Source organism: Streptomyces sp. NPDC020807, assembly GCF_040641575.1.
In the GTDB taxonomy this organism is placed as follows: Bacteria; Actinomycetota; Actinomycetes; order Streptomycetales; family Streptomycetaceae; genus Streptomyces.
Genome location: NZ_JBFADU010000040.1, coordinates 1 through 21629, shown reverse-complemented (window position 1 = coordinate 21629; position 21629 = coordinate 1). Strand labels below are relative to the sequence as shown.

Annotated in this window: 21 protein-coding genes; 3 read left to right on the top strand and 18 right to left on the bottom strand. The window is 74.0% G+C overall.

What is annotated here, in order from left to right; translation table 11 throughout:
• Window positions 1-207: 207 nt before the first annotated feature.
• The 10 genes from AB0G79_RS32360 to AB0G79_RS32315 all read right to left on the bottom strand — a co-directional run bounded on the left by AB0G79_RS32360 (window position 208) and on the right by AB0G79_RS32315 (window position 10437).
• Entirely contained in the window at window positions 208-405 is a 198-nt protein-coding gene (locus AB0G79_RS32360; protein WP_360812874.1) for a hypothetical protein, read from the bottom strand.
• A gap of 251 nt (window positions 406-656) precedes the next feature.
• Window positions 657-1448, bottom strand: a complete 792-nt coding sequence (locus AB0G79_RS32355; RefSeq protein ID WP_360812872.1) for an ABC transporter permease — start codon at window positions 1446-1448, stop codon at window positions 657-659.
• A 35-nt stretch (window positions 1449-1483) separates the two neighbouring features.
• A complete protein-coding gene (locus AB0G79_RS32350; protein WP_360812870.1) occupies window positions 1484-2257 on the bottom strand; it encodes an ABC transporter permease in 774 nt (257 codons plus the stop codon).
• Window positions 2254-3306 (bottom strand): ABC transporter ATP-binding protein, encoded by a 1053-nt coding sequence (locus AB0G79_RS32345; RefSeq protein ID WP_360812868.1) that lies wholly within the window; start codon window positions 3304-3306, stop codon window positions 2254-2256. The genes AB0G79_RS32350 and AB0G79_RS32345 overlap by 4 nt, the downstream gene beginning before the upstream one ends.
• Before the next feature lie 220 nt (window positions 3307-3526).
• Window positions 3527-4531, bottom strand: a complete 1005-nt coding sequence (locus AB0G79_RS32340; RefSeq protein WP_360812866.1) for a helix-turn-helix domain-containing protein — start codon at window positions 4529-4531, stop codon at window positions 3527-3529.
• Window positions 4528-6075 carry a class I SAM-dependent methyltransferase gene (locus tag AB0G79_RS32335; protein WP_360812864.1) on the bottom strand — a complete coding sequence of 516 codons (1548 nt, stop codon included), beginning with the start codon at window positions 6073-6075 and terminating at the stop codon, window positions 4528-4530. Before AB0G79_RS32335 ends, AB0G79_RS32340 begins: the two co-directional genes overlap by 4 nt.
• A 154-nt stretch (window positions 6076-6229) precedes the next feature.
• Entirely contained in the window at window positions 6230-6910 is a 681-nt protein-coding gene (locus AB0G79_RS32330; RefSeq protein WP_360812862.1) for a small secreted protein, read from the bottom strand.
• Window positions 6911-7071: 161 nt separating this feature from the next.
• Window positions 7072-9399 (bottom strand): sodium-translocating pyrophosphatase, encoded by a 2328-nt coding sequence (locus AB0G79_RS32325; RefSeq protein WP_360812860.1) that lies wholly within the window; start codon window positions 9397-9399, stop codon window positions 7072-7074.
• Window positions 9400-9610: 211 nt separating this feature from the next.
• On the bottom strand, window positions 9611-10069 hold the full coding sequence (locus AB0G79_RS32320) for an ATP-binding protein (RefSeq protein ID WP_360812858.1): 459 nt from the start codon (window positions 10067-10069) through the stop codon (window positions 9611-9613).
• 14 nt (window positions 10070-10083) lie between these two features.
• Complete coding sequence (locus tag AB0G79_RS32315; RefSeq protein ID WP_360812856.1) at window positions 10084-10437, bottom strand: STAS domain-containing protein; 354 nt, start codon at window positions 10435-10437, stop codon at window positions 10084-10086.
• An 80-nt stretch (window positions 10438-10517) separates the two neighbouring features.
• Between AB0G79_RS32315 and AB0G79_RS32310 the strand changes: the two genes are divergently transcribed.
• A complete protein-coding gene (locus tag AB0G79_RS32310) occupies window positions 10518-13055 on the top strand; it encodes a DEAD/DEAH box helicase (RefSeq protein WP_360812854.1) in 2538 nt (845 codons plus the stop codon).
• Here AB0G79_RS32310 and AB0G79_RS32305 read toward each other — a convergent pair.
• From AB0G79_RS32305 to ssd, 7 genes are read right to left on the bottom strand one after another with little or no spacing between them, the layout of a single operon-like run.
• A complete protein-coding gene (locus tag AB0G79_RS32305) occupies window positions 12937-13368 on the bottom strand; it encodes an Rv3654c family TadE-like protein (protein WP_360812852.1) in 432 nt (143 codons plus the stop codon). The two genes, AB0G79_RS32310 and AB0G79_RS32305, sit on opposite strands and share 119 nt — an antisense overlap.
• Window positions 13365-13706, bottom strand: a complete 342-nt coding sequence (locus AB0G79_RS32300) for a TadE family type IV pilus minor pilin (RefSeq protein ID WP_360812850.1) — start codon at window positions 13704-13706, stop codon at window positions 13365-13367. The genes AB0G79_RS32305 and AB0G79_RS32300 overlap by 4 nt, the downstream gene beginning before the upstream one ends.
• Window positions 13707-13734: 28 nt before the next feature.
• Entirely contained in the window at window positions 13735-13998 is a 264-nt protein-coding gene (locus AB0G79_RS32295) for a DUF4244 domain-containing protein (protein ID WP_360812848.1), read from the bottom strand.
• Between the two features lie 32 nt (window positions 13999-14030).
• Window positions 14031-14804 carry a type II secretion system F family protein gene (locus tag AB0G79_RS32290; RefSeq protein ID WP_360812913.1) on the bottom strand — a complete coding sequence of 258 codons (774 nt, stop codon included), beginning with the start codon at window positions 14802-14804 and terminating at the stop codon, window positions 14031-14033.
• A gap of 5 nt (window positions 14805-14809) precedes the next feature.
• Window positions 14810-15679 carry a type II secretion system F family protein gene (locus AB0G79_RS32285; RefSeq protein WP_360812846.1) on the bottom strand — a complete coding sequence of 290 codons (870 nt, stop codon included), beginning with the start codon at window positions 15677-15679 and terminating at the stop codon, window positions 14810-14812.
• Complete coding sequence (locus AB0G79_RS32280) at window positions 15673-16845, bottom strand: TadA family conjugal transfer-associated ATPase (RefSeq protein ID WP_360812844.1); 1173 nt, start codon at window positions 16843-16845, stop codon at window positions 15673-15675. The genes AB0G79_RS32285 and AB0G79_RS32280 overlap by 7 nt, the downstream gene beginning before the upstream one ends.
• Window positions 16842-17885 (bottom strand): septum site-determining protein Ssd, encoded by a 1044-nt coding sequence (gene ssd, locus AB0G79_RS32275; protein ID WP_360812911.1) that lies wholly within the window; start codon window positions 17883-17885, stop codon window positions 16842-16844. The genes AB0G79_RS32280 and ssd overlap by 4 nt, the downstream gene beginning before the upstream one ends.
• A 560-nt stretch (window positions 17886-18445) precedes the next feature.
• Here ssd and AB0G79_RS32270 point away from each other — a divergent pair.
• Window positions 18446-19312 (top strand): HAD-IB family hydrolase, encoded by an 867-nt coding sequence (locus tag AB0G79_RS32270; RefSeq protein ID WP_360812842.1) that lies wholly within the window; start codon window positions 18446-18448, stop codon window positions 19310-19312.
• A 330-nt stretch (window positions 19313-19642) separates the two neighbouring features.
• Here AB0G79_RS32270 and AB0G79_RS32265 read toward each other — a convergent pair whose 3' ends face one another.
• Complete coding sequence (locus tag AB0G79_RS32265; RefSeq protein ID WP_360812840.1) at window positions 19643-20491, bottom strand: oxidoreductase; 849 nt, start codon at window positions 20489-20491, stop codon at window positions 19643-19645.
• Between the two features lie 102 nt (window positions 20492-20593).
• Here AB0G79_RS32265 and AB0G79_RS32260 point away from each other — a divergent pair, with 102 nt between their 5' ends.
• The gene (locus AB0G79_RS32260) at window positions 20594-21580 is read left to right on the top strand and encodes an ATP-binding protein (RefSeq protein ID WP_360812838.1); all 987 of its coding nucleotides are present in this window, start codon (window positions 20594-20596) and stop codon (window positions 21578-21580) included.
• Window positions 21581-21629 lie beyond the last annotated feature (49 nt).

The window sequence follows — 21629 nt, the reverse complement described above, 5'->3', positions numbered from 1 at the left end:
ACGGACGGTGACGCTCCCGTCGCTGCGGAGTGTGACGGTACAACCCGCCCCCGTGTCAAACGGCGAAAGCCCGCAACGGCCACTCGAACGGTAACCCGAGTCCTGCCATTCCTGCCGCCCGGACTCCCGGATGGGCGGACGGGACGGGCGGCGGCGGGAGAGGAGAGGAGAGCGTCGCGAGGGCCCGGGGCCGTGCGGGCGGCGGTGTCAGAGCCGGGCGAAGCACCAGACGCCGAGGGTGAGGAAGCCCGCGCCGAAGAGACCGGTCAGCGCGACGGCCGCGCGTGGCGCGACCCCGTACGCCACGGGCTCGCCGTGCAGCGTCCGCACGGTCGTCCACAGCAGGAGCGCGCCCCCGAACAGCGTGAACGCCGCTCCCGCGAAGATCGCCGGCCCGCTCTCCATGCCCGTACCCCGTTCCGTTGCGGTGCGGGGCTCGTCTCCCCCGCGCAGCCGAGGCTGACACCTCCGGGCGTCGTCGGCGCGAATTCGGGGTGAACGACGCGGAGCGTCCCGTACGGTTTCACGAAGATGGCCGGTAGTGACCCACCCCTCACACCCTCGTGTCGTGCCGACCAGACCCGTGTCGCACCGACCCGGCCCGTGTCATGCCGACCAGGCCCGTGTCGCGCCGACCCGGCCCGGGTCCCGCCGCGTCACATCGTGTCGAGCGTGGCCCGGCGGCGGCTGCCCCGCTCGAAGACGGCGAGCAGGGCGACCGCGAGCAGCCCCCACCCGGCGCCCACGGCGAGCTCGGCCCCGAGCAGGCCGGCGTCGAGGCCGCCGCCCGCGGTCAGCAGCCGCGCCGCGTCCGCCGCGTGCGTGAGCGGCAGCAGCTCGCCCGCGACCCGCATCCACTCGGGCAGCGTCTCCCGGGGGACGGCGGCGCCCGTCAGGAGGAGCAGCACCGAACTCGCCACGTTCGACACCAGGAACACGTCCCGGAAGCGCAGCCCGAGCGCGCCCAGCGCGAGCCCGAAGGCCGAGCAGGCACCGGCGGCGGCGAGCAGCACGAGCCCGAGACCGGGCAGCGCCCCGGCGGGAACGGGCAGCCCGAGGACGAGCGCGGCGACGGTGAGGACGAGGGCGCTGACGAACAGCCCGTTGAGGACGTACGGGAGGGCTCGTCCGGCCCAGAGCGGCACCCGGCGCCGGGGCGAGAGCAGGACGGCCCCGAGGGTGCCGTACCGGCGCTCGTTGGCGACGGCCATCGTGCCGCCGTACACGCAGGAGGCGGAAGCTGCGAGGACGGCGTTGCCCACAAGATGGAAACGGTCGTCCGCGACGCCGAGTTCCCGTCCGAGGAAGACGAAGAAGAAGACCTGGAGGAGCGGCCCCACCAGGAGCGTTCCGACGAACATCGGCGGGGTCGTCCAGTTGAACAGGGCCCGGTAGGAGATCGCCCCGCCGACGACGACGAGCCGGGCGGTGGCCGGGAAACGGAACATCTCTGTCTGGCCTTTCAGGCGAGGGGGGCGGGTGCTCAGGCGAGGGCGAGGGTGGCGGCGGCGCGCGCCCGCCGCTCCACGCGGCCGAGGACGAGCACGGCGGCCAGGGCGTAGCCGGCCCCGAGCGCGGCGGCGGCGAGCAGCGGCGTGAGCACGTCCCCGCCGGAGGTCGCCGCGTGCACGGCCCGCGCGCCCCAGGTGGTCGGCAGCGCCCAGGACAGCGGGTGCGTCCAGGCCGGCAGCACGGTGACGGGCACGAGGAGTCCGGACAGCAGCCAGACGGGCGTGTCCAGCGGGTTGGCCAGGGCGTTGGCGTTCCGCAGCAGGACGAAGGTGGCGGCGAGCAGCAGCCCCGTCATCCCGAGCGCGAGGACGCAGACGGGCACGGCGACCAGGAAGAGCAGCGGGTGCGCGAAGTCGAGCGGGACGCCGAAGAGGACCACGCCCCACAGGATCGTCGCGCCCATCGCGTACGTGCCGATGACGGCGGTCGCGAGGGTGATGGGGAGCAGGACGAGGGCGAGCGGCGCGGGCGCCACGACGAGGTTCTCCAGGGTCCCCAGCCAGCGCTGGTTCTGCACCGCGCCGCCCGAACCGAAGAGCACCGAGCCCCAGATGCCCATGAGTCCGGCGCCGACGGAGGCGGTGAGCAGCCGGTCGGGGTCGCCCGCGGCACGGAAGAGGTAGACGGCGAGGGTCGCGTAGACGATCGGGACGAGGACGGCGAAGGTGATCTCCAGCGGGGAGCGCGACATGTACGAGACGTGGGTCCGGACCCCCACGAGCACGAGCCGTGCCACGCGCCTCACGCGGACGCCTCCTCGGCGGGCGCGCACAGGGCGTACGAAGCCTGGTCGGTGATCCCCCCGGAGCCGGTGCCCGTCGCCTCCTCCACGATCGTGATGTACGCGTCCTCCAGGGACGGTTCACGGCTCGTGACCCGTCCGGTCCGCACGCCGTCCAGCGCGGCGAGCACCGGACCGTGCAGCTCGGCGGCCCCGCGTCCCGCCGTGACCTGGACGGTCACGACCTGGAGGCTCCCCCGGTCGTCGGCCGACGCGCCCGCCACCCCGGCGAGCCGCCGCACCCGGTCGAGCCGTTCCTCGTCCACGCCGTACGCCTCGATCTCCAGCACGTCCCGGTCCCTCACACGGGACTTGAGGCTGTCGGGGGTGCCGAGGGCCTGGATCCGGCCGGCCGCGATGACGGCGATCCGGTCGCAGAGCTCGTCGGCCTCGGCCATGTAGTGCGTGGTGAGCAGGACGGTGGTGCCCGCGGCGGTCAGGTCCGCGACCGTGCGCCGCAGGTCGCGGGCGGCGACGGGGTCGACGCCGATGGACGGCTCGTCCAGGAAGAGGACGTCGGGGCGGTGGAGCAGGCCGCGGGCGATGTGGAGGCGCTGCCGCATGCCGCGCGAGTACCCCTCGACGCGCTCCCTCTCGCGGCCCAGGAGGCCGACCAGGTCGAGGAGTTCGGCGATGCGCCGCTTCTGGTCGCGGCCCTCGACGCCGTACAGCTCGGCGAAGTAGCGGAGGTTGTCGAGCGCGGAGAGCCGGTCGTACAGGCCGCGGTCGCCGCCGAAGACGTACCCGATCCTGCGGCGTACGGCGACGGGGTCGCGCGCCACGTCGTGGCCGAACACCCGGGCCGTGCCGGAGGTCGGCAGGAGGAGGGTGTTGAGCATCTTGATGGTGGTGGTCTTCCCGGCCCCGTTGGGGCCGAGGAGGCCGAAGAGCTCCCCCGGGGCCACGTCGAAGGTGACGCCGCGGACGGCCTCGGTCTCGGTCCGACGCGGCCTGAGCCACCCGGTCCTGCTGGTGTAGGTGCGGCGCAGCGCGTCCGCCTCGATTGCGAGCATGCGCCGGACAGTAGGGGGGCGCGAAAGGGCCGGGCCATCGATTCGGGACGCCCCGAATCGTCGGCCGAGTCCCCTGCCCCGGGCCTGCCCCGGGCGGGCGGACGGCGCGGGCCGGGCGGGCGGGCGCGGGTCGGCTGGTGGCGCGGGTCAGGTGGGTGGGCGCGGGTCGGGCGGGTGGCGCGGGTGAGGCTCGTGGCGCGGGTGAGGCTGGTGGCGCGGGTCAGGCCACCGCCCGGAGGACGCCCTCCCCGGCGAGGAGCGCGAGCAGCGACCGGCCCGTGTCGGTCAGCTGGTAGTAGACGGAGCGCCCCACGCGGTGCCGGGTCACGACCCCGGCCTCGGCGAGGACGGAGAGGTGCTCGGAGACCGTGCTCGGCGCGAGGCCGAGGCGGTCGGCGAGTCCGGCGGTGGTCAGCGGGCCGCCGAGCTCGCGCAGGACCGCCGCGCGGCCCCGCCCGAGCAGCAGCCCGAGCCGGTCGTCCGCGACGGGTTCGACGGGTTCGCGCAGGGCGGCGGCGCCGCGGGCCTGGAAGCTGAGCGCGAAGACCTCGGGGTCGTCCGTCGAGTAGAGCCGGCAGCCCTCGGCGAAGACCAGCGGCACGAGGACGAGCCTGCGCTCGCCCGGCGCGTACTCCGCCTCGATGTACTTGGTCAGTTCGAGTACGGGCGGCGTCCACCGCCCTCGTGACTCCAGTCCGGCGAACAGCGCGTCGACGCCCTCGGTCGCGAACGTCCGGGCGCGGAAGAGCACTTCGTCCTCGACGAGGCGGCGCATCGTCGGCCAGTACGGCTCGATCGCACCCTCCCACCAGGCCGCGTACGCGTCGGCGAGGGTCGCGCAGGCGGCCTCCGGGTCCTTCAGGTAGGGCTGGAGGAACGGGGCGTCGGTCATGCCGGGGTAGCAGGCCTCCACCTGCTCGCGGACGAACGCCGGTTCGGTGGCCCGCAGCGCGCCGAGCTCCTCGTGGACGTGGACCGTCCCGATCGGGCGGGGCAGGAGGAAGTCGGAGACCTGCCCCGGCCCCTCCTCGACCAGCTGCCGCAGCGGGCGCAGCCGGTCGTCCTCGCGCCACACCTCGCGCGCCTGCCCGACCCACGCCTGGTACGGCCAGGAGGGGGTGCGGTGCGGCAGCGCGAGGTGGATCGCGCAGAACGCGTCACGGAGCGGGCTGATCGCGATGCGGGTCGACCCGAGCGAGGCCTCGTCCAGTTCGATCCGTATCAAGCGTCGCTCCCCTCGGTCACGGGCAGCAGGAAGCCCTCCTCGACGAGCAGCCGGATCGCCGCCGGGGTGCGGTCGCGGAGCAGGACGGGGTCCTCGCCCATGAGCTGCCCGATCGCGTCGAGGATGCGGCCGGCGCTGAGCGTGCCGTCGCAGACCCCGGCGAACCCGGCACCGACGTGGTCGACCTTGGTGGCGCGGCGCATGCCCCGGTTCTGCCGGAGGACGACGTGCTCCGGGTCCTCGGCGCCCGGCAGCCCGACCTGCTCCTGCATCACCTCGGCCGCGAGCGTGAACCGGTCGGCGAGGAGCGCGGCGTCGTCGCGGCTCCGCAGGTAGTCCTGGCGCTCGAAGTGGGCGCGGACGGTGTCGCCGAGGGGCTGCTCGACGGGGTGCGGCCACTCCTCGACGAGGACCGACGGCTCGACGGCGCCGGACTCCACCGCCGCGTTCCGCCGGATGGTGATCCAGCCGAAGCCGATCGCCCTGGTCTTGCGCGCCTCGAACTCGTCGAGCCAGCGGCCGTACGCGATGCGGTACTCGTCCGGGTCGCCGCGGTGGTCGCCGCTGTCCCGCAGCCACAGCTCGGTGTACTGGGTGACGTCCTGGACCTCGCGCTGCACGATCCAGGCGTCGCAGCCGCGCGGCACCCAGGAGCGCAGCCGCTCCTGCCACTCCTCGCCCTCGACGTGCTGCCAGTTGGCGAGGAACTGGGCGTACCCGCCGTCGTTGAGCCGCTCGCCGGCCTGCTGCACGAGCGTGCGGCACAGGTCGTCGCCGCCCATCCCGCCGTCCCGGTAGGTGAGCGAGGCGCCGGGCGAGATGACGAACGGCGGGTTGGAGACGATCAGGTCGTACGTGTCGCCGTCGACCGGCTCGAAGAGGGAGCCTTCGAGGAGCTCGGCCTCGCGGGCCCCGGAGAGGGCGAGCGTCAGGCGGGTGAAGTCCAGGGCGCGCGGGTTGAGGTCGGTGGCGGTGACCAGGGTGGCGTGCTGGGCCGCGTGCAGCGCCTGGATGCCGGAGCCGGTGCCGAGGTCGAGCGCGGAGGACACCGGCGTACGGATGGTGATGCCGGCGAGCGTGGTGGAGGCGCCGCCGACGCCGAGGACGACGCCCTCGGCCTTCTTGCCGATGCCCCCGGCACCGCCGACGGCACAGCCGAGGTCGGAGACGATGAACCAGTCCTCGCCGTCGGGGCCGCCGTACGGACGGATGTCGACGGTGGCGAGCACGGCGTCGTCCTCGCGGACCACCCAGCCGTCGTCGAGGGCCTCGTCCAGCGGAAGCGCGGCGGCGGCCTGGTCGTACGTGACGGCGCGCTGGAGCAGGAAGAGCCGGACGAGGGTCTCCAGCGGGGAGTCTCCCCGGGTGGCGCGCAGGGCGGGCACGGTCTCGCTGCGGGCGAGCGCCGCGTAGGCGGGGGCGCCGAGCAGGTCGAGCAGGCCGTCGGCGGTGAAGTCGGCGGCGAGGAGCGTCTCGCGCAGACGGGCGGCGTGCGCGGACACCGGGAGGCGGGGAGGCAGGCTGGTCGTACTCACACGAACCATTGTGACGGCCACCACCGACATCCGGGCAGCCGACCCGACGGCGGACGGTCGACCCGGCGGCGGAGGCCGACCCGACGGCGGAGGGCCGACCCGGCGGCGGGAGGCCGATGCCGCCGGGTCGTGGTGCTCCTGTGGTGCCGCTGCCCCTGGGGGGCTACTCCGCGGAGGCCGAGGCGGACGGCTTCGCCGCGGCGGAGGCGGAGGAAGACGGCTTCGCGGAGGCCGAGGCGGACGGCTTCGCGGAGGCCGATGCCGAGGCGGAGGCGGAGGCGGACGCCTTGGGCGGAACGGAGGCCGTCGGCTTCTGGCATCCGGGCTGCTTGGCCATGGCCTGGCCGAGCTCGCCCTCCTCCAGCTTGGACAGCGCGGCCTGGTCCATCTTCTCGATCTTGGTGAGACCGTCGGCGACGTCCTGGAGGCCGTCGGCGAACTTCTGCTGGTTCGTCGGGTCCAGCGCGTCGACCTCCTTCTTGAGCCCCTCGTAGGCCACCGCGGTCGCGTTCAGCTCCTTGATCGCGTCCTGCTTGATCTTCTCGCCGTTCTCGACGGGCGGGGCGCCGGCGGCCTCGACGGCCTTGGCGAGGGCGCGGTCGGCGTCGGCGATGTCCTGGAACGCCTTCGAGTCGGCGGCCTGGATCTCGGCGGGCTTACTGTCGGCGGCCGTCGAGATGATGATCTGGTGGGCGTTGGCCCGCTTCTGGATCTGCGGCTTCGCCTGGTCGCAGAACGTCTTCGCCCAGTCGTCCACCTTGTTGCCCTCGTCGTCGCTGCAACCCGACAGCACGAGCATCAGTACCGCGCCGCCGGACAGTGCGGCCGCAAGCTTCTTGTTCACCGGATCGGTCCCTTCCAAGGCTCTCGGCCCCGGAACATACACGCCGAACGGGCTACTTCCACCTTTCGTGCGAGCGATTTCGACCACATTGCAGTCGTTTGAACCAAGCGAGACGCCCCTCTCACGCCCCCTTCACGCCGGGGAATGAGACGGACGACACGTCAGGAGACCGCCACGGAACGGCGCTTGGAGAGCCACACCGCGACGACCACGACGAGGACCGCCAGGGCCGCGACCCCCGCCCTCAGTCCGTCGTCGGCGTCCTGCCCGTAACCGAACTTCACGACGGCGGGCGCGATGAGCAGCGCGACGAGGTTCATCACCTTCAGGAGCGGGTTGATCGCCGGTCCCGCCGTGTCCTTGAAGGGGTCGCCGACGGTGTCGCCGATGACGGTCGCGGCATGCGCCTCGCTGCCCTTGCCGCCGTGGTGCCCGTCCTCGACCAGCTTCTTCGCGTTGTCCCACGCGCCGCCGGAGTTGGCGAGGAAGACCGCCATCAGGGCACCCGTCCCGATCGCCCCGGCGAGGTACGCGCCGAGCGGTCCGACGCCGAGAGCGAAGCCGACCGCGATCGGCGCGGTCACGGCGAGCAGCCCGGGCGTGGCGAGTTCCCGCAGCGCGTCCCGCGTGCAGATGTCGACGACCCGCCCGTACTCGGGCTTCTCCTCGTACGTCATGATCCCCGGGTGCTCGCGGAACTGGCGGCGCACCTCGTGGACGACCGAACCGGCCGACCGGGAGACGGCGTTGACGGCCAGTCCGGAGAAGAGGAAGACGACGGCCGCGCCGAGGATCAGCCCGAAGAGGTTGTTGGGCTGCGAGATGTCCATGGACAGCGTCAGGAGGTCGGCCGCCCCGCCGATCGCCCGGAGCCCGCCGGCCTCGGCGACCGCCGTCGCGATGGCGTCCCGGTACGAGCCGAAGAGCGCGGCCGCGGCCAGGACGGCGGTGGCGATGGCGATGCCCTTGGTGATGGCCTTCGTGGTGTTGCCGACGGCGTCGAGGTCGGTGAGGACCTGCGCTCCCGCGCCCTGGACGTCCCCGGACATCTCGGCGATGCCCTGCGCGTTGTCGGAGACCGGACCGAAGGTGTCCATGGCGACGATGACGCCGACGGTGGTGAGCAGGCCCGTCCCGGCGAGGGCGACCGCGAACAGCGCCAGCATGATCGAGGCGCCGCCGAGGAGGAACGCGCCGTAGACGGCGAGGCCGATCAGGAGCGCCGTGTAGACGGCGGACTCCAGACCGAGGGCGACGCCCGCGAGGACGACGGTGGCGGGGCCGGTGAGCGAGGACTTCCCGATGTCCCGCACCGGCCTGCGGCCGGTCTCGGTGAAGTAGCCGGTGAGCTGCTGGATGAGGGCGGCGAGAACGATGCCGATGGCGACCGCGACGAGGGCGAGGACCCGCGGGTCGCCGCCGTGCCCGGGGATGCCGGGCTCGGTGACGCCTTCGAGCTCGGCGTACGAGGACGGCAGGTAGGTGAAGGCGGCGACGGCGACCAGGACGAGCGAGACGGTCGCCGAGAGGAAGAAGCCCCGGTTGATCGCGCTCATGCCGCTGCGGTCGGCGCGGCGGGGAGCGACGGCGAAGATGCCGATCACGGCCGTCACGACGCCGATGGCGGGGACGATCAGAGGAAACGCGAGGCCGTGGTCGCCGAAGGCGGCCTTGCCGAGGATGAGGGCGGCGACGAGGGTCACGGCGTACGACTCGAAGAGGTCGGCCGCCATGCCCGCGCAGTCGCCGACGTTGTCGCCCACGTTGTCGGCGATGGTGGCGGCGTTGCGCGGGTCGTCCTCGGGAATGCCCTGCTCGACCTTGCCGACCAGGTCGGCGCCCACGTCGGCGGCCTTGGTGAAGATGCCGCCGCCGACCCGCATGAACATCGCGATGAGCGCGGCGCCCAGCCCGAAGCCCTCCAGGACCTTGGGCGCGTCGGCGGCGTAGACGAGGACGACGCATGAGGCACCGAGCAGGCCGAGGCCGACGGTGAACATGCCGACGACCCCGCCCGTACGGAACGCGATCCGCATCGCCCGGTGGGACACCTCGGCGAGGTCCTTCTCCGGCGCGCCGGGCGCCGGGGTCGCTTCCCTGGCCGCCGCCGCGACCCGCACGTTGGCCCGTACGGCGAGACGCATGCCGGTGTAGCCGGTGACCGCCGAGAAGAGCGCCCCGACCAGGAAGAACAGGGAACGTCCGGCGCGCTGCGGCCAGTCGTCGGCGGGCAGGAGCAGCAGCAGGAAGAAGACGGCGACGGCGAAGACGGCGAGGGTGCGCAGCTGCCGCGCGAGATAGGCGTTGGCGCCCTCCTGCACGGCGGCGGCGATCTCCCGCATCTTCTCCGTGCCCTCGCCGGCCGCGAGCACCTGGCGGACGAGCAGCGCCGCGACGACCAGCGCGCCGAGGGCCACGGCCGCGACGGCGACCACGATCGTCCGGTTCCCGCTCGTGAGCACGGCGGCGGCGAGCGAAGTGGGGTCCATGGGGACGGATCATAGGGAGCCGAACCGCCACAAAGGGGGACGCCGAGGACGCCTCAGCGCGGATGGTCGAGCGCACGCCCGAAACGGCGGGAGGAACCGGGGAAGGAACCGCGGGAAGAGGCGCCGACAGAGGCGCGGAAAGAGCGGAAAGAGATGAGGAGAGGCCCCGCAGAGCGGGACCTCTCCTCTCACACCTGTGCGCCGCGCCCGGTCAGGACAGAACGTCCGCCGGACTGGTCGGCCAGCTCATCCGGATGGTGCCGCCGTCCACGCCGGCGCTCACCTCCACGTCGTCGACGAGGCCGCGGATCACCGCGAGGCCCATCTCGTCCTCGCCCCCGGCGTCGTCGAAGTCGTCGGCCGGGGCCGAGGACCGCGCTCCGGGCACGCCGACGGCATCGGCCGCGGCCACGCCCGCACCGGGCACCTCGTCGCCGACCTCGATGGAGAAGCTCTTCTCCTCCTCGGTCAGCACGACCCGGATCGGGTTGGTGACACCGTTGCTGCGGTGCAGCCCGACCGCTCGGGAACAGGCCTCGCCGACGGCGAGCCGGACCTCGTCGAGGACCGCCTCGTCCACTCCGGCCCTGCGGGCGACCGCCGCCGCCACGAGGCGGGCCGTGCGGACGTGCTCGGGCTGAGCGCTGAATCGGAGTTCAACGGTGGCCATGCGATCCCCCTGGATCAGTCGACCGCGTTGACGGCCTCGTCGACCGAACCGTGGATCGGGAACACCTTGGTGAGACCCGTGATCCGGAAGATCTTCAGAATGCGCTCCTGGTTGCAGACCAGGCGCAGCGAGCCCTCGTGCGCGCGGACGCGCTTCAGGCCGCCGACGAGCACACCGAGGCCGGTGGAGTCGAGGAAGTCCACGCCCTCCATGTCGACGACCAGGTGGTAGCTGCCGTCGTTCACCAACTCGACCAACTGCTCGCGCAGCTTGGGCGCGGTATACACATCAATCTCGCCACCGACCTCGACGACCGTACGGTCACCACCAGCGCCGGACACATTGCGAGTCGACAGGGACAGGTCCACGGATCCTCCAGCACCTTGCTATCGGGCGATCGCCCCCTCGGGCCTCCCGGGCGGAGCCAGGGAACGGATCGCCAGCCGCAATGGCATTCAATCACTTACGAGCAGTCATGCACGACGCCTTCGAAGCATTGTCCGTCCTGGCAGTGACACACTCGGTGCCGATGGCCAAGAATCAGCGACCCCCTACTCCAGCCGGGTACACGGGCAGTCGCCCCTCCCCCGGCGTGGTCCTCGACCGCCTTTCGGCGGGCGGGAGCCGGGCCGCGCGCATCACTCATACGGAGCACATGCCCGCCCGGGAGGGCCGTCATGCCGTCTGGCCGCATCTCATCCGTCCCGAGGTCATCAGCGCCATCGAGACGGCCGGGATCGAGCACCCCTGGGCCCATCAGGCGGAGGCCGCCGAGCACGCCCTGAACGGCGATTCCGTGGTGATCGCCACAGGAACGGCCTCGGGCAAGTCGCTCGCCTACCTCGCCCCGGTCCTCACGACCCTCCTGGACGGCGCGGAGGCCCCCAACGGACGCGGGGCGACCGCCCTCTACCTCGCGCCCACCAAGGCCCTCGCCGCCGACCAGCGCCGCGCCGTCCGCGAGCTGGCCGCCCCCCTCGGCAACGCGATCCGACCCGCCGTCTACGACGGCGACACGCCGGTCGAGGAGCGCGAGTGGGTCCGCCAGTACGCGAACTACGTGCTGACCAACCCCGACATGCTGCACCGGGGCATACTCCCCTCCCACCCCAGGTGGTCCTCCTTCCTGCGCGCCCTGCGCTACGTCGTGATCGACGAGTGCCACACCTACCGGGGCGTCTTCGGCTCCCACGTCGCCCAGGTGCTGCGCCGCCTGCGCCGGATCTGCGCCCGGTACGGCTCCGATCCCGTCTTCCTCCTCGCCTCCGCGACCTCCGCGGAACCCGCCCTCGCCGCCGGCCGCCTCACCGGCGTGCCCGTGACCGAGGTCTCCGACGACGCCTCCCCGCGCGGCGAACTGGTCTTCGCCCTGTGGGAGCCGCCGCTCACCGAGCTGCACGGCGAGCGCGGCGCGCCCGTCCGCCGCACCGCCACCGCCGAGACCGCCGACCTGCTGACCGACCTGACCCGTCAGGGCGTCCGCTCGGTCGCCTTCGTCCGCTCCCGGCGCGGCGCGGAGCTGATCTCGGTGATCGCCCAGGAGCGGCTGGCCGAGACCGACCGCGCCCTGGCCCGCCGGGTCGCCGCCTACCGGGGCGGCTACCTTCCCGAGGAGCGCCGGGCCCTGGAGCGCGCCCTGCACTCGGGAGAACTCCTCGGCCTGGCCGCGACCACCGCCCTGGAGCTGGGCGTCGACGTCTCCGGCCTGGACGCCGTCGTGATCGCCGGATACCCGGGCACCCGGGCCTCGCTCTGGCAGCAGGCGGGCCGCGCCGGCCGCTCGGGCGAGGGCGCCCTCGCGGTCCTCGTCGCCCGGGACGACCCGCTGGACACCTTCCTGGTCCACCACCCGGAGGCGATCTTCGACCAGCCCGTCGAGTCGACCGTCCTCGACCCCGACAACCCCTACGTCCTCGCCCCCCATCTGTGCGCCGCCGCCGCGGAGCTCCCGCTGACCGACGCCGACCTGTCGCTCTTCGGCCCGGCCTCCCCGGACCTGATGCCCCAGCTGGAGGCCGCCGGGCTACTGCGCCGCCGCGCCGCCGGCTGGTACTGGACCCGCCGCGAGCGGGCGGTCGACCTCACCGACATCCGGGGCGGCGGAGGCAGCCCCGTCCGGATCGTGGAGGCCGGCACCGGCCGCCTGCTCGGCACGGTCGACGAGGCCGCCTCCCACGCCTCCGTCCACGAGGGCGCCGTCCACCTCCACCAGGGCCGCACCTACCTGGTGCGGGAGCTCGACCTCAAGGACTCCGTGGCCCTCGTGGAGGAGGCCGCTCCCCCGTACTCGACCGTCGCCCGCGACACCACCTCCGTCTCCGTCCTCGAAACCGACACCGCGATCCCCTGGGGAGCCGGCCGCCTCTGCTACGGCTCCGTCGAGGTCACCCACCAGGTCGTCTCCTTCCTCCGCCGCCGTCTCATCACCGGCGAGGTCCTCGGCGAGACCAAGCTCGACCTGCCGCCCCGCACCCTGCGCACCCGGGCCGTGTGGTGGACGGTCACCGAGGACCAGCTCGACGCCGCCCGGATCAACCCGGAGATCCTCGGTGGCGCCCTGCACGCCGCCGAGCACGCCTCCATCGGCATGCTGCCGCTCTTCGCCACCTGCGACCGCTGGGACATCGGCGGTGTCTCCGTCCCGCTCCACCCGGACACCCTGCTGCCGACGGTCTTCGTGTACGACGGCCACCCGGGCGGCGCGGGCTTCGCCGAGCGGGCCTTCCACACGGCCAAGGCCTGGCTGACCGCGACCCGCGAGGCCATCGCCGCCTGCGAGTGCGAGGCGGGCTGCCCGTCCTGCGTCCAGTCCCCGAAGTGCGGCAACGGCAACGACCCCCTGCACAAGCGGGGCGCGGTCCGCCTCCTCACGGAACTCCTGCGAGCGGCCCCGGAACCGTCGACGGAGGCGGTGAACCCGGAGTCGGTCCCCCCGGGGGAAGCGGCCCCGGCGGAAGGGGTCCCGGAGGCCCCGCCCGCGACCTGACCTCCGGCCGGTACGGGCCCGCCGCCACCCGCGCGGCCACCTCGGCGATCTCGCCGCTCACCGCGCACCCCCGCAGCTCGGCGCCCTGGGCGGCGGCCACCCGCGAGGCCGCGGCGCACGCCTCGGCCTCGCCCCACAGGGCCCGGTCGGCGGCGGCCAGGGCGGCCAGATCGGCGGCCCCGCCGGCCCGGTGCCGGGCCGCCACCGCCTGCCCGAGCGCGAGCACCGTCCCGAACACCACGCACAGCGCGCAGGCCGCGAAGGCCGTCCACACCGTCGCCGCACCCCGGTCCCCGCGCCGGACCGCCCTCATGACGCCCCCTCGGGTGCCGAGGCCGCGCCCCACGCCTCGCCCACCGTGTCCTCGGCGAGGGCGGCGGCTGCCGCTCCGAGGGTGAGCCCCATGCCCCGGGGGCCGGGGGCGGCCACTTCCACCGTCACCCGCCACAGCTCCCCCGCCCGCGTCACCGCCACCCGCGCCCCCTCGGGCGCGGCGGCCCGCGCGACCCGCTCCGCCGAGGCCGCCGGTTCGGAGCGGGCCGCCGCCCGCGCCCCCGCCCGGGCCGCGTCCACGCAGCGGATCTGCGCGGCGGCCGCGGCCAGGGCCCAGAGGAGCGTCACGGTGAAGAGGGCGAGAACGGGAAGGACCATCGCCGCCTCCACGGTCACGAACCCCCGGTCAGAACGGCGCATTGAGGGCCTTGCCGATCACGGACTCGAGCGCGCCGGAGACCGCCCCGCTCGTCACGATCTTGTAGAGCACCGCGGCGAAGGCCGCCGCGGCGACGGTCCCCACCGCGTACTCGGAGGTCGTCATCCCCACGTCGGTCCGCACGGCCCGCCGCCGCGCCCGCCACCAGTCCCGTACAGCCCTCTTCGTCGCACCGCGCGCCTTCGCGCCCTTCGTCTCCGCCGCCCGCACCGTCTCCGTCGTCACGGTCATGCCGATCTCCCTGCCTTTCGTCGTCGTGGAATTCATCCGTCCATCAGTCCCGTCGCCAGTCCGATCACCACCGGGGCCACTCCCATCGCCAGGAAGGCGGGCAGGAAGCAGAGGCCCACGGGCGCGCTGATGAGCACCTGTGCCCGGCGTGCCCGGGCTGCCGTCGCGCGGGCACGGGCCGCCCGCAGGCCGGCCGCGTGCCGGGCCACGGCCTCCGCGGCGGGGGCGCCCGAGGAACCGGCCCGCTCCATGCAGCGGGCCAGCCCCTCCGCCCCCGGTATCGCGCCGAACCTTCGCCACACTTCGGCCGGTTCGCCGCCGAGCCGCAGCTCGGCCGCCGTACGCGCCAGGCGCTCCCCGAGGGCACCGCCCAGAGACTTCCCGACCGCTTCCGCGGCCGCTCCCGGACCCGCCCCGGCCGAGGCGCAGGCCGCGAGCAGATCCGCCGCGAGCGGCAGGTGACGCGCCGCCGCCTCGTCCTCGACCGAGCTGTTGGCGGACCGGTCTCCCTTCTCCCGCCATCGCGAGGCGCAGAAGGCGAGGACGCCGGCGCACAGCCCGCCCAGCCAGCCCAGCAGCACCCAGCCGAGGACCGCCGCCGCGAACGGGGCGCCTCCGTGCCGCAGCCACGGCGGCCATCCGCCCCCTGGCCCCGGGAACCGCGGCCGCCGGGGCGCGGTCACCCCCAGCAAGCCCGTCACCCGTCGTCGCGTCCCCCGCGCCCGCCGCGCGCGCACCGCCTCCTCCCAGACGGCCTGGGCGCACAGCCCCAGAACCACCGCCAGGAGCTCCGCGGCCTGGACCATCGACCTCATGCGCTCTCCCCTCCCCTGACGATCCGCGCGGCCCACCACAGTCCGGCCGCTTCCAGTGATCCGCCGACCGCCAGGCACCCGAAGCCGGCCGGCGTGTGCAGCAGCACCCGCAGGGGATCGGCGCCCAGCGCGGCACCGAGGGCGAGCCCTGCCGCCGGGAGAACCGCGAGGACCGTCACCGTCGCCCACGCCCCGGCCAGTTCGGCCCGCAGCCGGTCCCTCTGGTCCCCGTGGTCCCGCAGAGCCGCCTCCAGCCGGTCGAGGCCCGCCGCGAGGCCCGCGCCGCCGTCCACGGCCACCTGCCAGCACGCCGCCAGGCCCGCGAGACCGTCGGCACCGTCCTGCCGGGCGGCCTTCCGCAGCGCCGCCGGCACGTCGCCGCCGAACCGCGCGGCGGCGAGCACCTCGGCCTCGTGCTCGCCCAGCGCCCCCGTCTGCCGGGCCGCGAAGGACAGCGCCTGGGCGGGCTGCCATCCGGCTCTCAGCTCGCCCGCGAGCGCCCCGCACAGGGCCACCACCCGGTCCGCCCGCGCCTCCCGCTCCTTCCGACGCTCGGCCGCCCTCAGCCGGCGCGTCAGGAGCGGCACCGCGACCGCGCCAGCCACGAGCGGCAGCGGCGACTCCCCGAGGAGCGCGACCACCCCCGCCACCGGCAGACAGAGCCAGGCGCGCCGCCCCCGCACCAGGCCCCACCACCGCGCGAGCACCGCCCTCGGGGACAGCACCTCGCGCTGGCCGTACTCCTCGGGAAGGGCACCCGCCAGGACCGCCCTCGTCCGCATCGCCCCGCGCCGCCTCTCCACCGCCCACCACAGGAGGAGTCCGGCGCAGAGCGCCGCCGCCCCCGGAGCCGCCGCCGTCACCATGTCCCGCCTCCGATCAGCGACCGCAGCCGCTCCCAGCCCCGCTCGTGCTCGAACCCCTCCGCGCCCCACCGCAGGGCGGGGACCGTCCGCACGAGCCCGTCCCCGTCCCGCTCCAGGACGTGGATCTCGGCGATCCGCCGCCGCCCGTCCCGGTCCCGCGCGAGGTGCACCACGACCGAGAGCCCGGCGCCCAGCTGGCTGTGCAGGGCCGCCCGGTCGAGCCCCGCCGCCGTCCCGAGCGCCTCCAGACGGGCCGGCACGGCCGCCGCCGTGTTGGCGTGAACCGTCCCGCAACCGCCTTCGTGTCCGGTGTTGAGGGCGGCGAGGAGGTCGACGGCCTCGCCGCCCCTGACCTCGCCGACCACGAGCCGGTCGGGCCGCATCCGCAGCGCCTGGCGGACCAGGTCCCGCAAGGTCACGAGCCCCGCGCCCTCCTGGTTGGCGGGCCGCGCCTCCAGCCGCACCACGTGCGGATGGTCCGGCCGGAGCTCCGCCGAGTCCTCGGCCAGCACGATCCGCTCCCGCTCGCCCACGAGCCCCAGCAAGGAGGCGAGCAGTGTGGTCTTGCCCGTGCCCGTGCCGCCGCTGACGAGGTACGACACCCGGGCGTCGATCAGTGCCCGCAGCACGCCGTCCCCGCCCGGAGGGACGGTGCCCGCCCGCACCAGCTCCTCCAGCGAGTAGGCGCGCGGGCGCACGACCCGCAGGGAGAGGCAGGTCGAGCCGACCGCCACGGGCGGCAGCACCGCGTGCATCCGGGTGCCGTCGGGCAGCCGCGCGTCCACCCAGGGCCTGGCGTCGTCGAGCCTGCGCCCCGCCACCGCGGCCAGCCGCTGCGCGAGCCTGCGGACGGCGGTGGCGTCGGGGAAGGACACCGGGGCCCGTTCGAGCCCGGTGCCCCGGTCCACCCACACCCGGTCGGGCGCCGAGACGAGGACGTCGGTGACCGCCGGGTCGGCGAGCAGCGGCTCGAGCGGCCCTGTGCCGATCAACTCGCACCTCAGCTCCTCGGCCGCGCCGAGCACCTCCGCGTCGCCGAGGAGTCGCCCCTGCGCCCGCAGGGCCGCCGCGACCCGTGCCGGGGTCGGGTCGGCGCCGCTCGCGGCGAGCCGCTGCCGCACGGCTTCCAGCAGGACGGCGCCACCGGCGCCCGTCGTCCCGGTCATGCCGCACCCCCGGGCAGGAGCGCGCGCTCCCAGAAGGCGGTGCAGAACCGGCCGAGCGCGCCGCGGGGCTCCGCGCCCGGCGGCAGTCCCGCGTCCTGGTCGGCGACGATCCCCGGGTCGTAGGGGAGCTCGCCCGCCAGGGGAAGCCGCAGCGCGTCGGCGACCCAGAGGTCGTCGATCCCCGCGGCGTACGGCCCGCGGACCACGGCCCGCAGGTCGCGGACGACCATGCCGAGGGCCAGGGCCACCCGGTGGGCCGCCGCGACCGCCCGCAGCTCTCCCGGCACGACCAGCAGTCCGAGGTCGAGCTGGGTCAGGGCCTCCACGGCCGCCTCGTCGCCTCCGCGCGGCAGGTCGACCACGACGATCCCGCCGCGTCGCCGCGCGGCGCCGAGGACGGATCGCACGGCCTCCGGCGGTACGGAGGCGGCGGGCTCCCTGCCCCAGCTCAGGACCCGCACGCCCCGCACCGAGGGCAGGGACTCCTCCAGCGGGCCGCCGGCGAGCCGGCCCTTCGAGGCGGCGAAGTCGGGCCATCGTCTGCCCTCCTCGCGCTCGCCGCCGAGCAACACGTCGAGTCCCCCGCCCAGCGGGTCCCCGTCGACGAGCAGGGTCCGTCGCCCGGTCCGCGCGGCGGCGAGGGCGAGTCCGCAGGCCAGGGTGGAGGCTCCCGCTCCGCCCCTGCCGCCGACGACCCCGACGGTCAGCGCCTGCCGTCCCCCGCCCTCGGCGGCGTCGGCGATGCGTCCGACGAGGAGGCTCTCCGCCTCCGGCAGCCGCAGCACCGACTCCGCGCCGACCTCGACGGCGAGCCGCCAGACCGCGGGGTCGTCCTGCTCACGGCCGACCAGGACGACACCGGGCCTGCGCGTGACCGCCCGGCAGCGGGCCGCCACGTCGTCGCCGACGAGGACGAGCGGCGGATCGGTCCAGCTCGCCCGGCGCTCCGGCACCCGGTGGTGCACCTGGGGATCGACTCCGGCCGCGGCGCACAGCCTCAGCAGATCGTCGAGGAGCCCGAGGTCCTCGGTGAGGATCAGCGGCCCGGACCGCCGTGGCTCCCCCGCGACCGCCGGTACCGCCCCCCTCGATGTCTTCCCGCGCGGCGTCTTCCCGCTCCCGGCCCCGGAAGTCCTTGTCGTCTCCACGGCACCCACCCCTCTCGTGATTCCCGTCGTCCGCGAACTTCGCGACAGGAATCACCGTGAGGCCGTACGGGAAATCGTGCGGAACCCAACAAAAAACTGTGGATAACCACGCCCCTGTGAATATCTCGACCACTCCTCCGGGGACTTCCCGGTCCGCAGCTCAATGGTTACTTTGAGTGACGAATCGAGCGCTCGACAGCAGCCCGGCCGGCTCGCGGCCACAACGTGCGAAGAGAGGAGAGAGCGATGACGCGGACCGCCAAAACGGCTCCGGACATGCGACGACCCCCGCCGGGGGGGAGAGCGGGGGTCGTCTTTCCGGCCGACTCGGGGGGGGGGAGGAGCCGGGCCGGGTTAGCACGGTCGCGAACGATCCGTGACTTCCATGGTGTACCCGAGAGCCTTCTCAGGCAAACCCACGCGCCCCAGCGTGCCCCGAATGGCGGGCACCTATGCTCAGCCTTGTGGAAAACCACTCCTTGCCGCGCACAGCCGCCTTCTTTGACCTGGACAAGACGGTCATTGCGAAGTCCTCGACGCTGACCTTCAGCAAGTCCTTCTACCGGGGCGGACTGATCAGCCGCCGCGCCGCCCTGCGGACGGCCTACATCCAGTTCGTCTTCCTGGTCGGCGGAGCCGATCACGACCAGATGGAGCGGATGCGCGAATATCTCTCCGCGCTCTGCAAAGGCTGGAACGTCTCCCAGGTCAAGGAGCTCGTCGCCGAGACCCTGCACGACCTGATCGACCCGATCATCTACGACGAGGCCGCCTCCCTCATCGAGGAACACCACGCGGCCGGCCGCGACGTCGTGATCGTCTCGACCTCCGGTGCCGAGGTCGTCGAGCCGATCGGCGAGATGCTCGGGGCCGACCGTGTCGTCGCCACCCGGATGGTGGTCGGCGAGGACGGCTGCTTCACCGGGGAGGTGGAGTACTACGCCTACGGGCCCACCAAGGCGGAGGCCGTCCGCGAGCTCGCCGAGTCGGAGGGCTACGACCTCTCCCGGTGCTACGCGTACAGCGACTCGGCGACCGACATCCCCATGCTGGAGGCCGTCGGGCACCCGTACGCGGTCAACCCCGACCGCACGCTGCGGCGCGAGGCCGTCACCCGGGAGTGGCCGGTGCTCTCCTTCGAGAAGCCGGTGCGTCTCAAGCAGCGGCTGCCCGAGTTCCGGATGCCGCCGCGTCCGGCGCTCGTCGCCGCGGCGGCCGTGGGTGCGGCGGCGGCGACCGCCGGGCTCGTCTGGTACGCCTCCCGGCGGCGCCAGGCGATTCGGGCCCATCGACTCGCCGAGGGCTTTGCCCGAATTTGAGCCACAAGCAAAGAAGCGGATCCACCACTTTCGCTTCCACTCCGACAGGAGTAGAAAGGAAGCAGGCCCGCGAGACCAAGGACATCCGAGAGGATCACCTGTTGAGCATGAAGGCCCCACGGACCTAGCACGGAAACCGAGCACCCACGCGACGTCGACCCGTCGATTACGGGCCAGCCGCACCAGGCCATGGGCAAAGTTCCCGGCCTGATGGGCACTTATCGAGGACGCATGGTAACTGGGTAGACGTGCCAGCGGCGGTACCTGACCTGGTGCCGCCGCAACCCTTTCCGGGCCCGGAAAGCCTCGGCTTTCCGGGCTCGGGAAATCTCAGGCCGCGCCGCGCTGGAGCGCCTCGCAGACGGCCGTCGATTCACGGACTCCCAGCTCTACCGAGCGGCCGCAGTGCGCGATCCAGGCGCCGACGCCCTCCGGGGTGCCCGACAGGTAACCCTCGAACGCGGCGAGGTAGGCCGCGCGCCCCTGCTCGGCGTGGCCGACCTCCGCGGGGCAGATCGCCTTGGGGTCGAGACCGCTGCCGACGAGCGCGATCCGTTCCGCCGCGCGCGCGACCAGACCGTTGTACGAGGTGAAGGGGCGCAGCGCGAGCAGTTCGGCGTGGACGACCGAGGACGTCACGAGCGCCGGGGCCTCGCTGCCCGCGACGATCAGTTCCGCGAGGCCGTCGAGACGGCCGGCGACCTCGGACGGTGTCGGCAGCGGGGCCCGGACCAGCGGCTCGTCGACCGCCTCGCCGTCCAGGCGCGGCCGACCGACGGAGTCGCCCGGTCCGCCGACGGAGACGCCGGAGACGCCGGCGTCGCCCGCGGCGACCAGGTGGAGGCGGGCGAGGACGCGGAGGGGCGACTGACGCCAGATGGAGAGCAGCTGACCGGCCTCCGCGCCCAGGCGCAGGGCGGCGCCGACCGTGCGGGCCTCGGCGTCGGCGCTGAAGTCCGTGCGCCGGCGGACCTCTTCCAGGGCCCAGTCGGCGCCGGACAGGGCGGCCGAGCCGCGCGCCCCGCGCAGCGCGGCCTCGGAGGAGATCTCGTTGCTGCGGCGGCGCATCACACGGTGGCCGTAGACCCGGTCGACGGCCTTGCGTACGGAGTCCACCGCGTCGGCGACGCCCGGCAGGGAGCCGAGGGCGGCCAAGGGGTCAGAGGCGTGCGTACTCATAAGTAGGGAGGCTACGCGCCCCGACGGCCCGCCCCACGTTGGAGTGGTCTTCTTCACGCACCTTGACCACTGCACGCGTTCATGCCACTACGCTAGGTGAACATGAAGATCGCTTTCGTCGGGAAGGGCGGCAGCGGCAAGACGACGCTGTCCTCGCTCTTCATCCGCCACCTCGCCGCCACCGACTCCCCCGTCGTCGCCGTCGACGCCGACATCAACCAGCACCTGGGCGCCGCGCTCGGGCTGCCCGAGTCCGAGGCCGCCGCGCTGCCCGCGATGGGCGCGCACCTGCCGCTCATCAAGGAGTACCTGCGGGGTTCCAACCCGCGGATCGTCTCGGCCGACACCATGATCAAGACGACGCCGCCCGGGGAGGGTTCGCGGCTGCTGCGGGTCCGCGAGGAGAACCCGGTGTACGAGGCCTGCGCGCGGACGGTCCCGCTCGACGACGGCGACGTCCGGCTGATGGCGACCGGCCCGTTCACGGAGTCGGACCTCGGGGTGTCCTGCTACCACTCCAAGGTCGGAGCGGTGGAGCTCTGCCTCAACCACCTGGTGGACGGGCCCGACGAGTACGTCGTCGTCGACATGACTGCGGGCTCCGACTCCTTCGCCTCGGGCCTCTTCACCCGCTTCGACATGACCTTCCTGGTCGCCGAGCCGACCCGCAAGGGCGTCTCCGTCTACCGCCAGTACAAGGAGTACGCGCGGGACTTCGGCGTCGCGCTCAAGGTCGTCGGCAACAAGGTGCAGGGCCAGGACGACCTCGACTTCCTGCGCGCGGAGGTCGGCGAGGACCTGCTCGTGACGGTGGGCCACTCGGACTGGGTCCGCGCGATGGAGAAGGGCCGCCCGCCGCGCTTCGAGCTCCTGGAGGCGGAGAACCGCATGGCGCTCCAGGCCCTCCAGGACGCCGCCGACGACTCGCACGCGCACCGCGACTGGGAGCGCTACACGCGCCAGATGGTCCACTTCCACCTCCGCAACGCGGAGAGCTGGGGCAACGCCAAGACCGGGGCCGACCTGGCCGCGCAGGTGGACCCCGGGTTCGTCCTCGGCGAACCGCTCGTCGCGCCCGCGCTCGGCTGACGCCGCCCGGAGAAGGAGAGCCCGGGGCCGACCTGCGCAGGCAGGTCGG

Excerpts from the sequence above, each read along its gene's own strand:
- AB0G79_RS32335 (WP_360812864.1), bottom strand. The coding sequence starts at position 6,075 with ATGGTTCGTGTGAGTACGACCAGCCTGCCTCCCCGCCTCCCGGTGTCC.
- AB0G79_RS32295 (WP_360812848.1), bottom strand. The coding sequence starts at position 13,998 with ATGACCGTGACGACGGAGACGGTGCGGGCGGCGGAGACGAAGGGCGCG.
- AB0G79_RS32290 (WP_360812913.1), bottom strand. The coding sequence starts at position 14,804 with ATGGTCCAGGCCGCGGAGCTCCTGGCGGTGGTTCTGGGGCTGTGCGCC.
- AB0G79_RS32325 (WP_360812860.1), bottom strand. The coding sequence starts at position 9,399 with ATGGACCCCACTTCGCTCGCCGCCGCCGTGCTCACGAGCGGGAACCGG.
- AB0G79_RS32270 (WP_360812842.1), top strand. The coding sequence starts at position 18,446 with ATGCTCAGCCTTGTGGAAAACCACTCCTTGCCGCGCACAGCCGCCTTC.
- AB0G79_RS32285 (WP_360812846.1), bottom strand. The coding sequence starts at position 15,679 with ATGGTGACGGCGGCGGCTCCGGGGGCGGCGGCGCTCTGCGCCGGACTC.
- AB0G79_RS32345 (WP_360812868.1), bottom strand. The coding sequence starts at position 3,306 with ATGCTCGCAATCGAGGCGGACGCGCTGCGCCGCACCTACACCAGCAGG.
- AB0G79_RS32280 (WP_360812844.1), bottom strand. The coding sequence starts at position 16,845 with ATGACCGGGACGACGGGCGCCGGTGGCGCCGTCCTGCTGGAAGCCGTG.
- AB0G79_RS32260 (WP_360812838.1), top strand. The coding sequence starts at position 20,594 with ATGAAGATCGCTTTCGTCGGGAAGGGCGGCAGCGGCAAGACGACGCTG.
- AB0G79_RS32265 (WP_360812840.1), bottom strand. The coding sequence starts at position 20,491 with ATGAGTACGCACGCCTCTGACCCCTTGGCCGCCCTCGGCTCCCTGCCG.
- AB0G79_RS32305 (WP_360812852.1), bottom strand. The coding sequence starts at position 13,368 with ATGAGGGCGGTCCGGCGCGGGGACCGGGGTGCGGCGACGGTGTGGACG.
- AB0G79_RS32360 (WP_360812874.1), bottom strand. The coding sequence starts at position 405 with ATGGAGAGCGGGCCGGCGATCTTCGCGGGAGCGGCGTTCACGCTGTTC.
- AB0G79_RS32310 (WP_360812854.1), top strand. The coding sequence starts at position 10,518 with ATGGCATTCAATCACTTACGAGCAGTCATGCACGACGCCTTCGAAGCA.
- AB0G79_RS32320 (WP_360812858.1), bottom strand. The coding sequence starts at position 10,069 with ATGGCCACCGTTGAACTCCGATTCAGCGCTCAGCCCGAGCACGTCCGC.
- AB0G79_RS32300 (WP_360812850.1), bottom strand. The coding sequence starts at position 13,706 with ATGGTCCTTCCCGTTCTCGCCCTCTTCACCGTGACGCTCCTCTGGGCC.
- AB0G79_RS32355 (WP_360812872.1), bottom strand. The coding sequence starts at position 1,448 with ATGTTCCGTTTCCCGGCCACCGCCCGGCTCGTCGTCGTCGGCGGGGCG.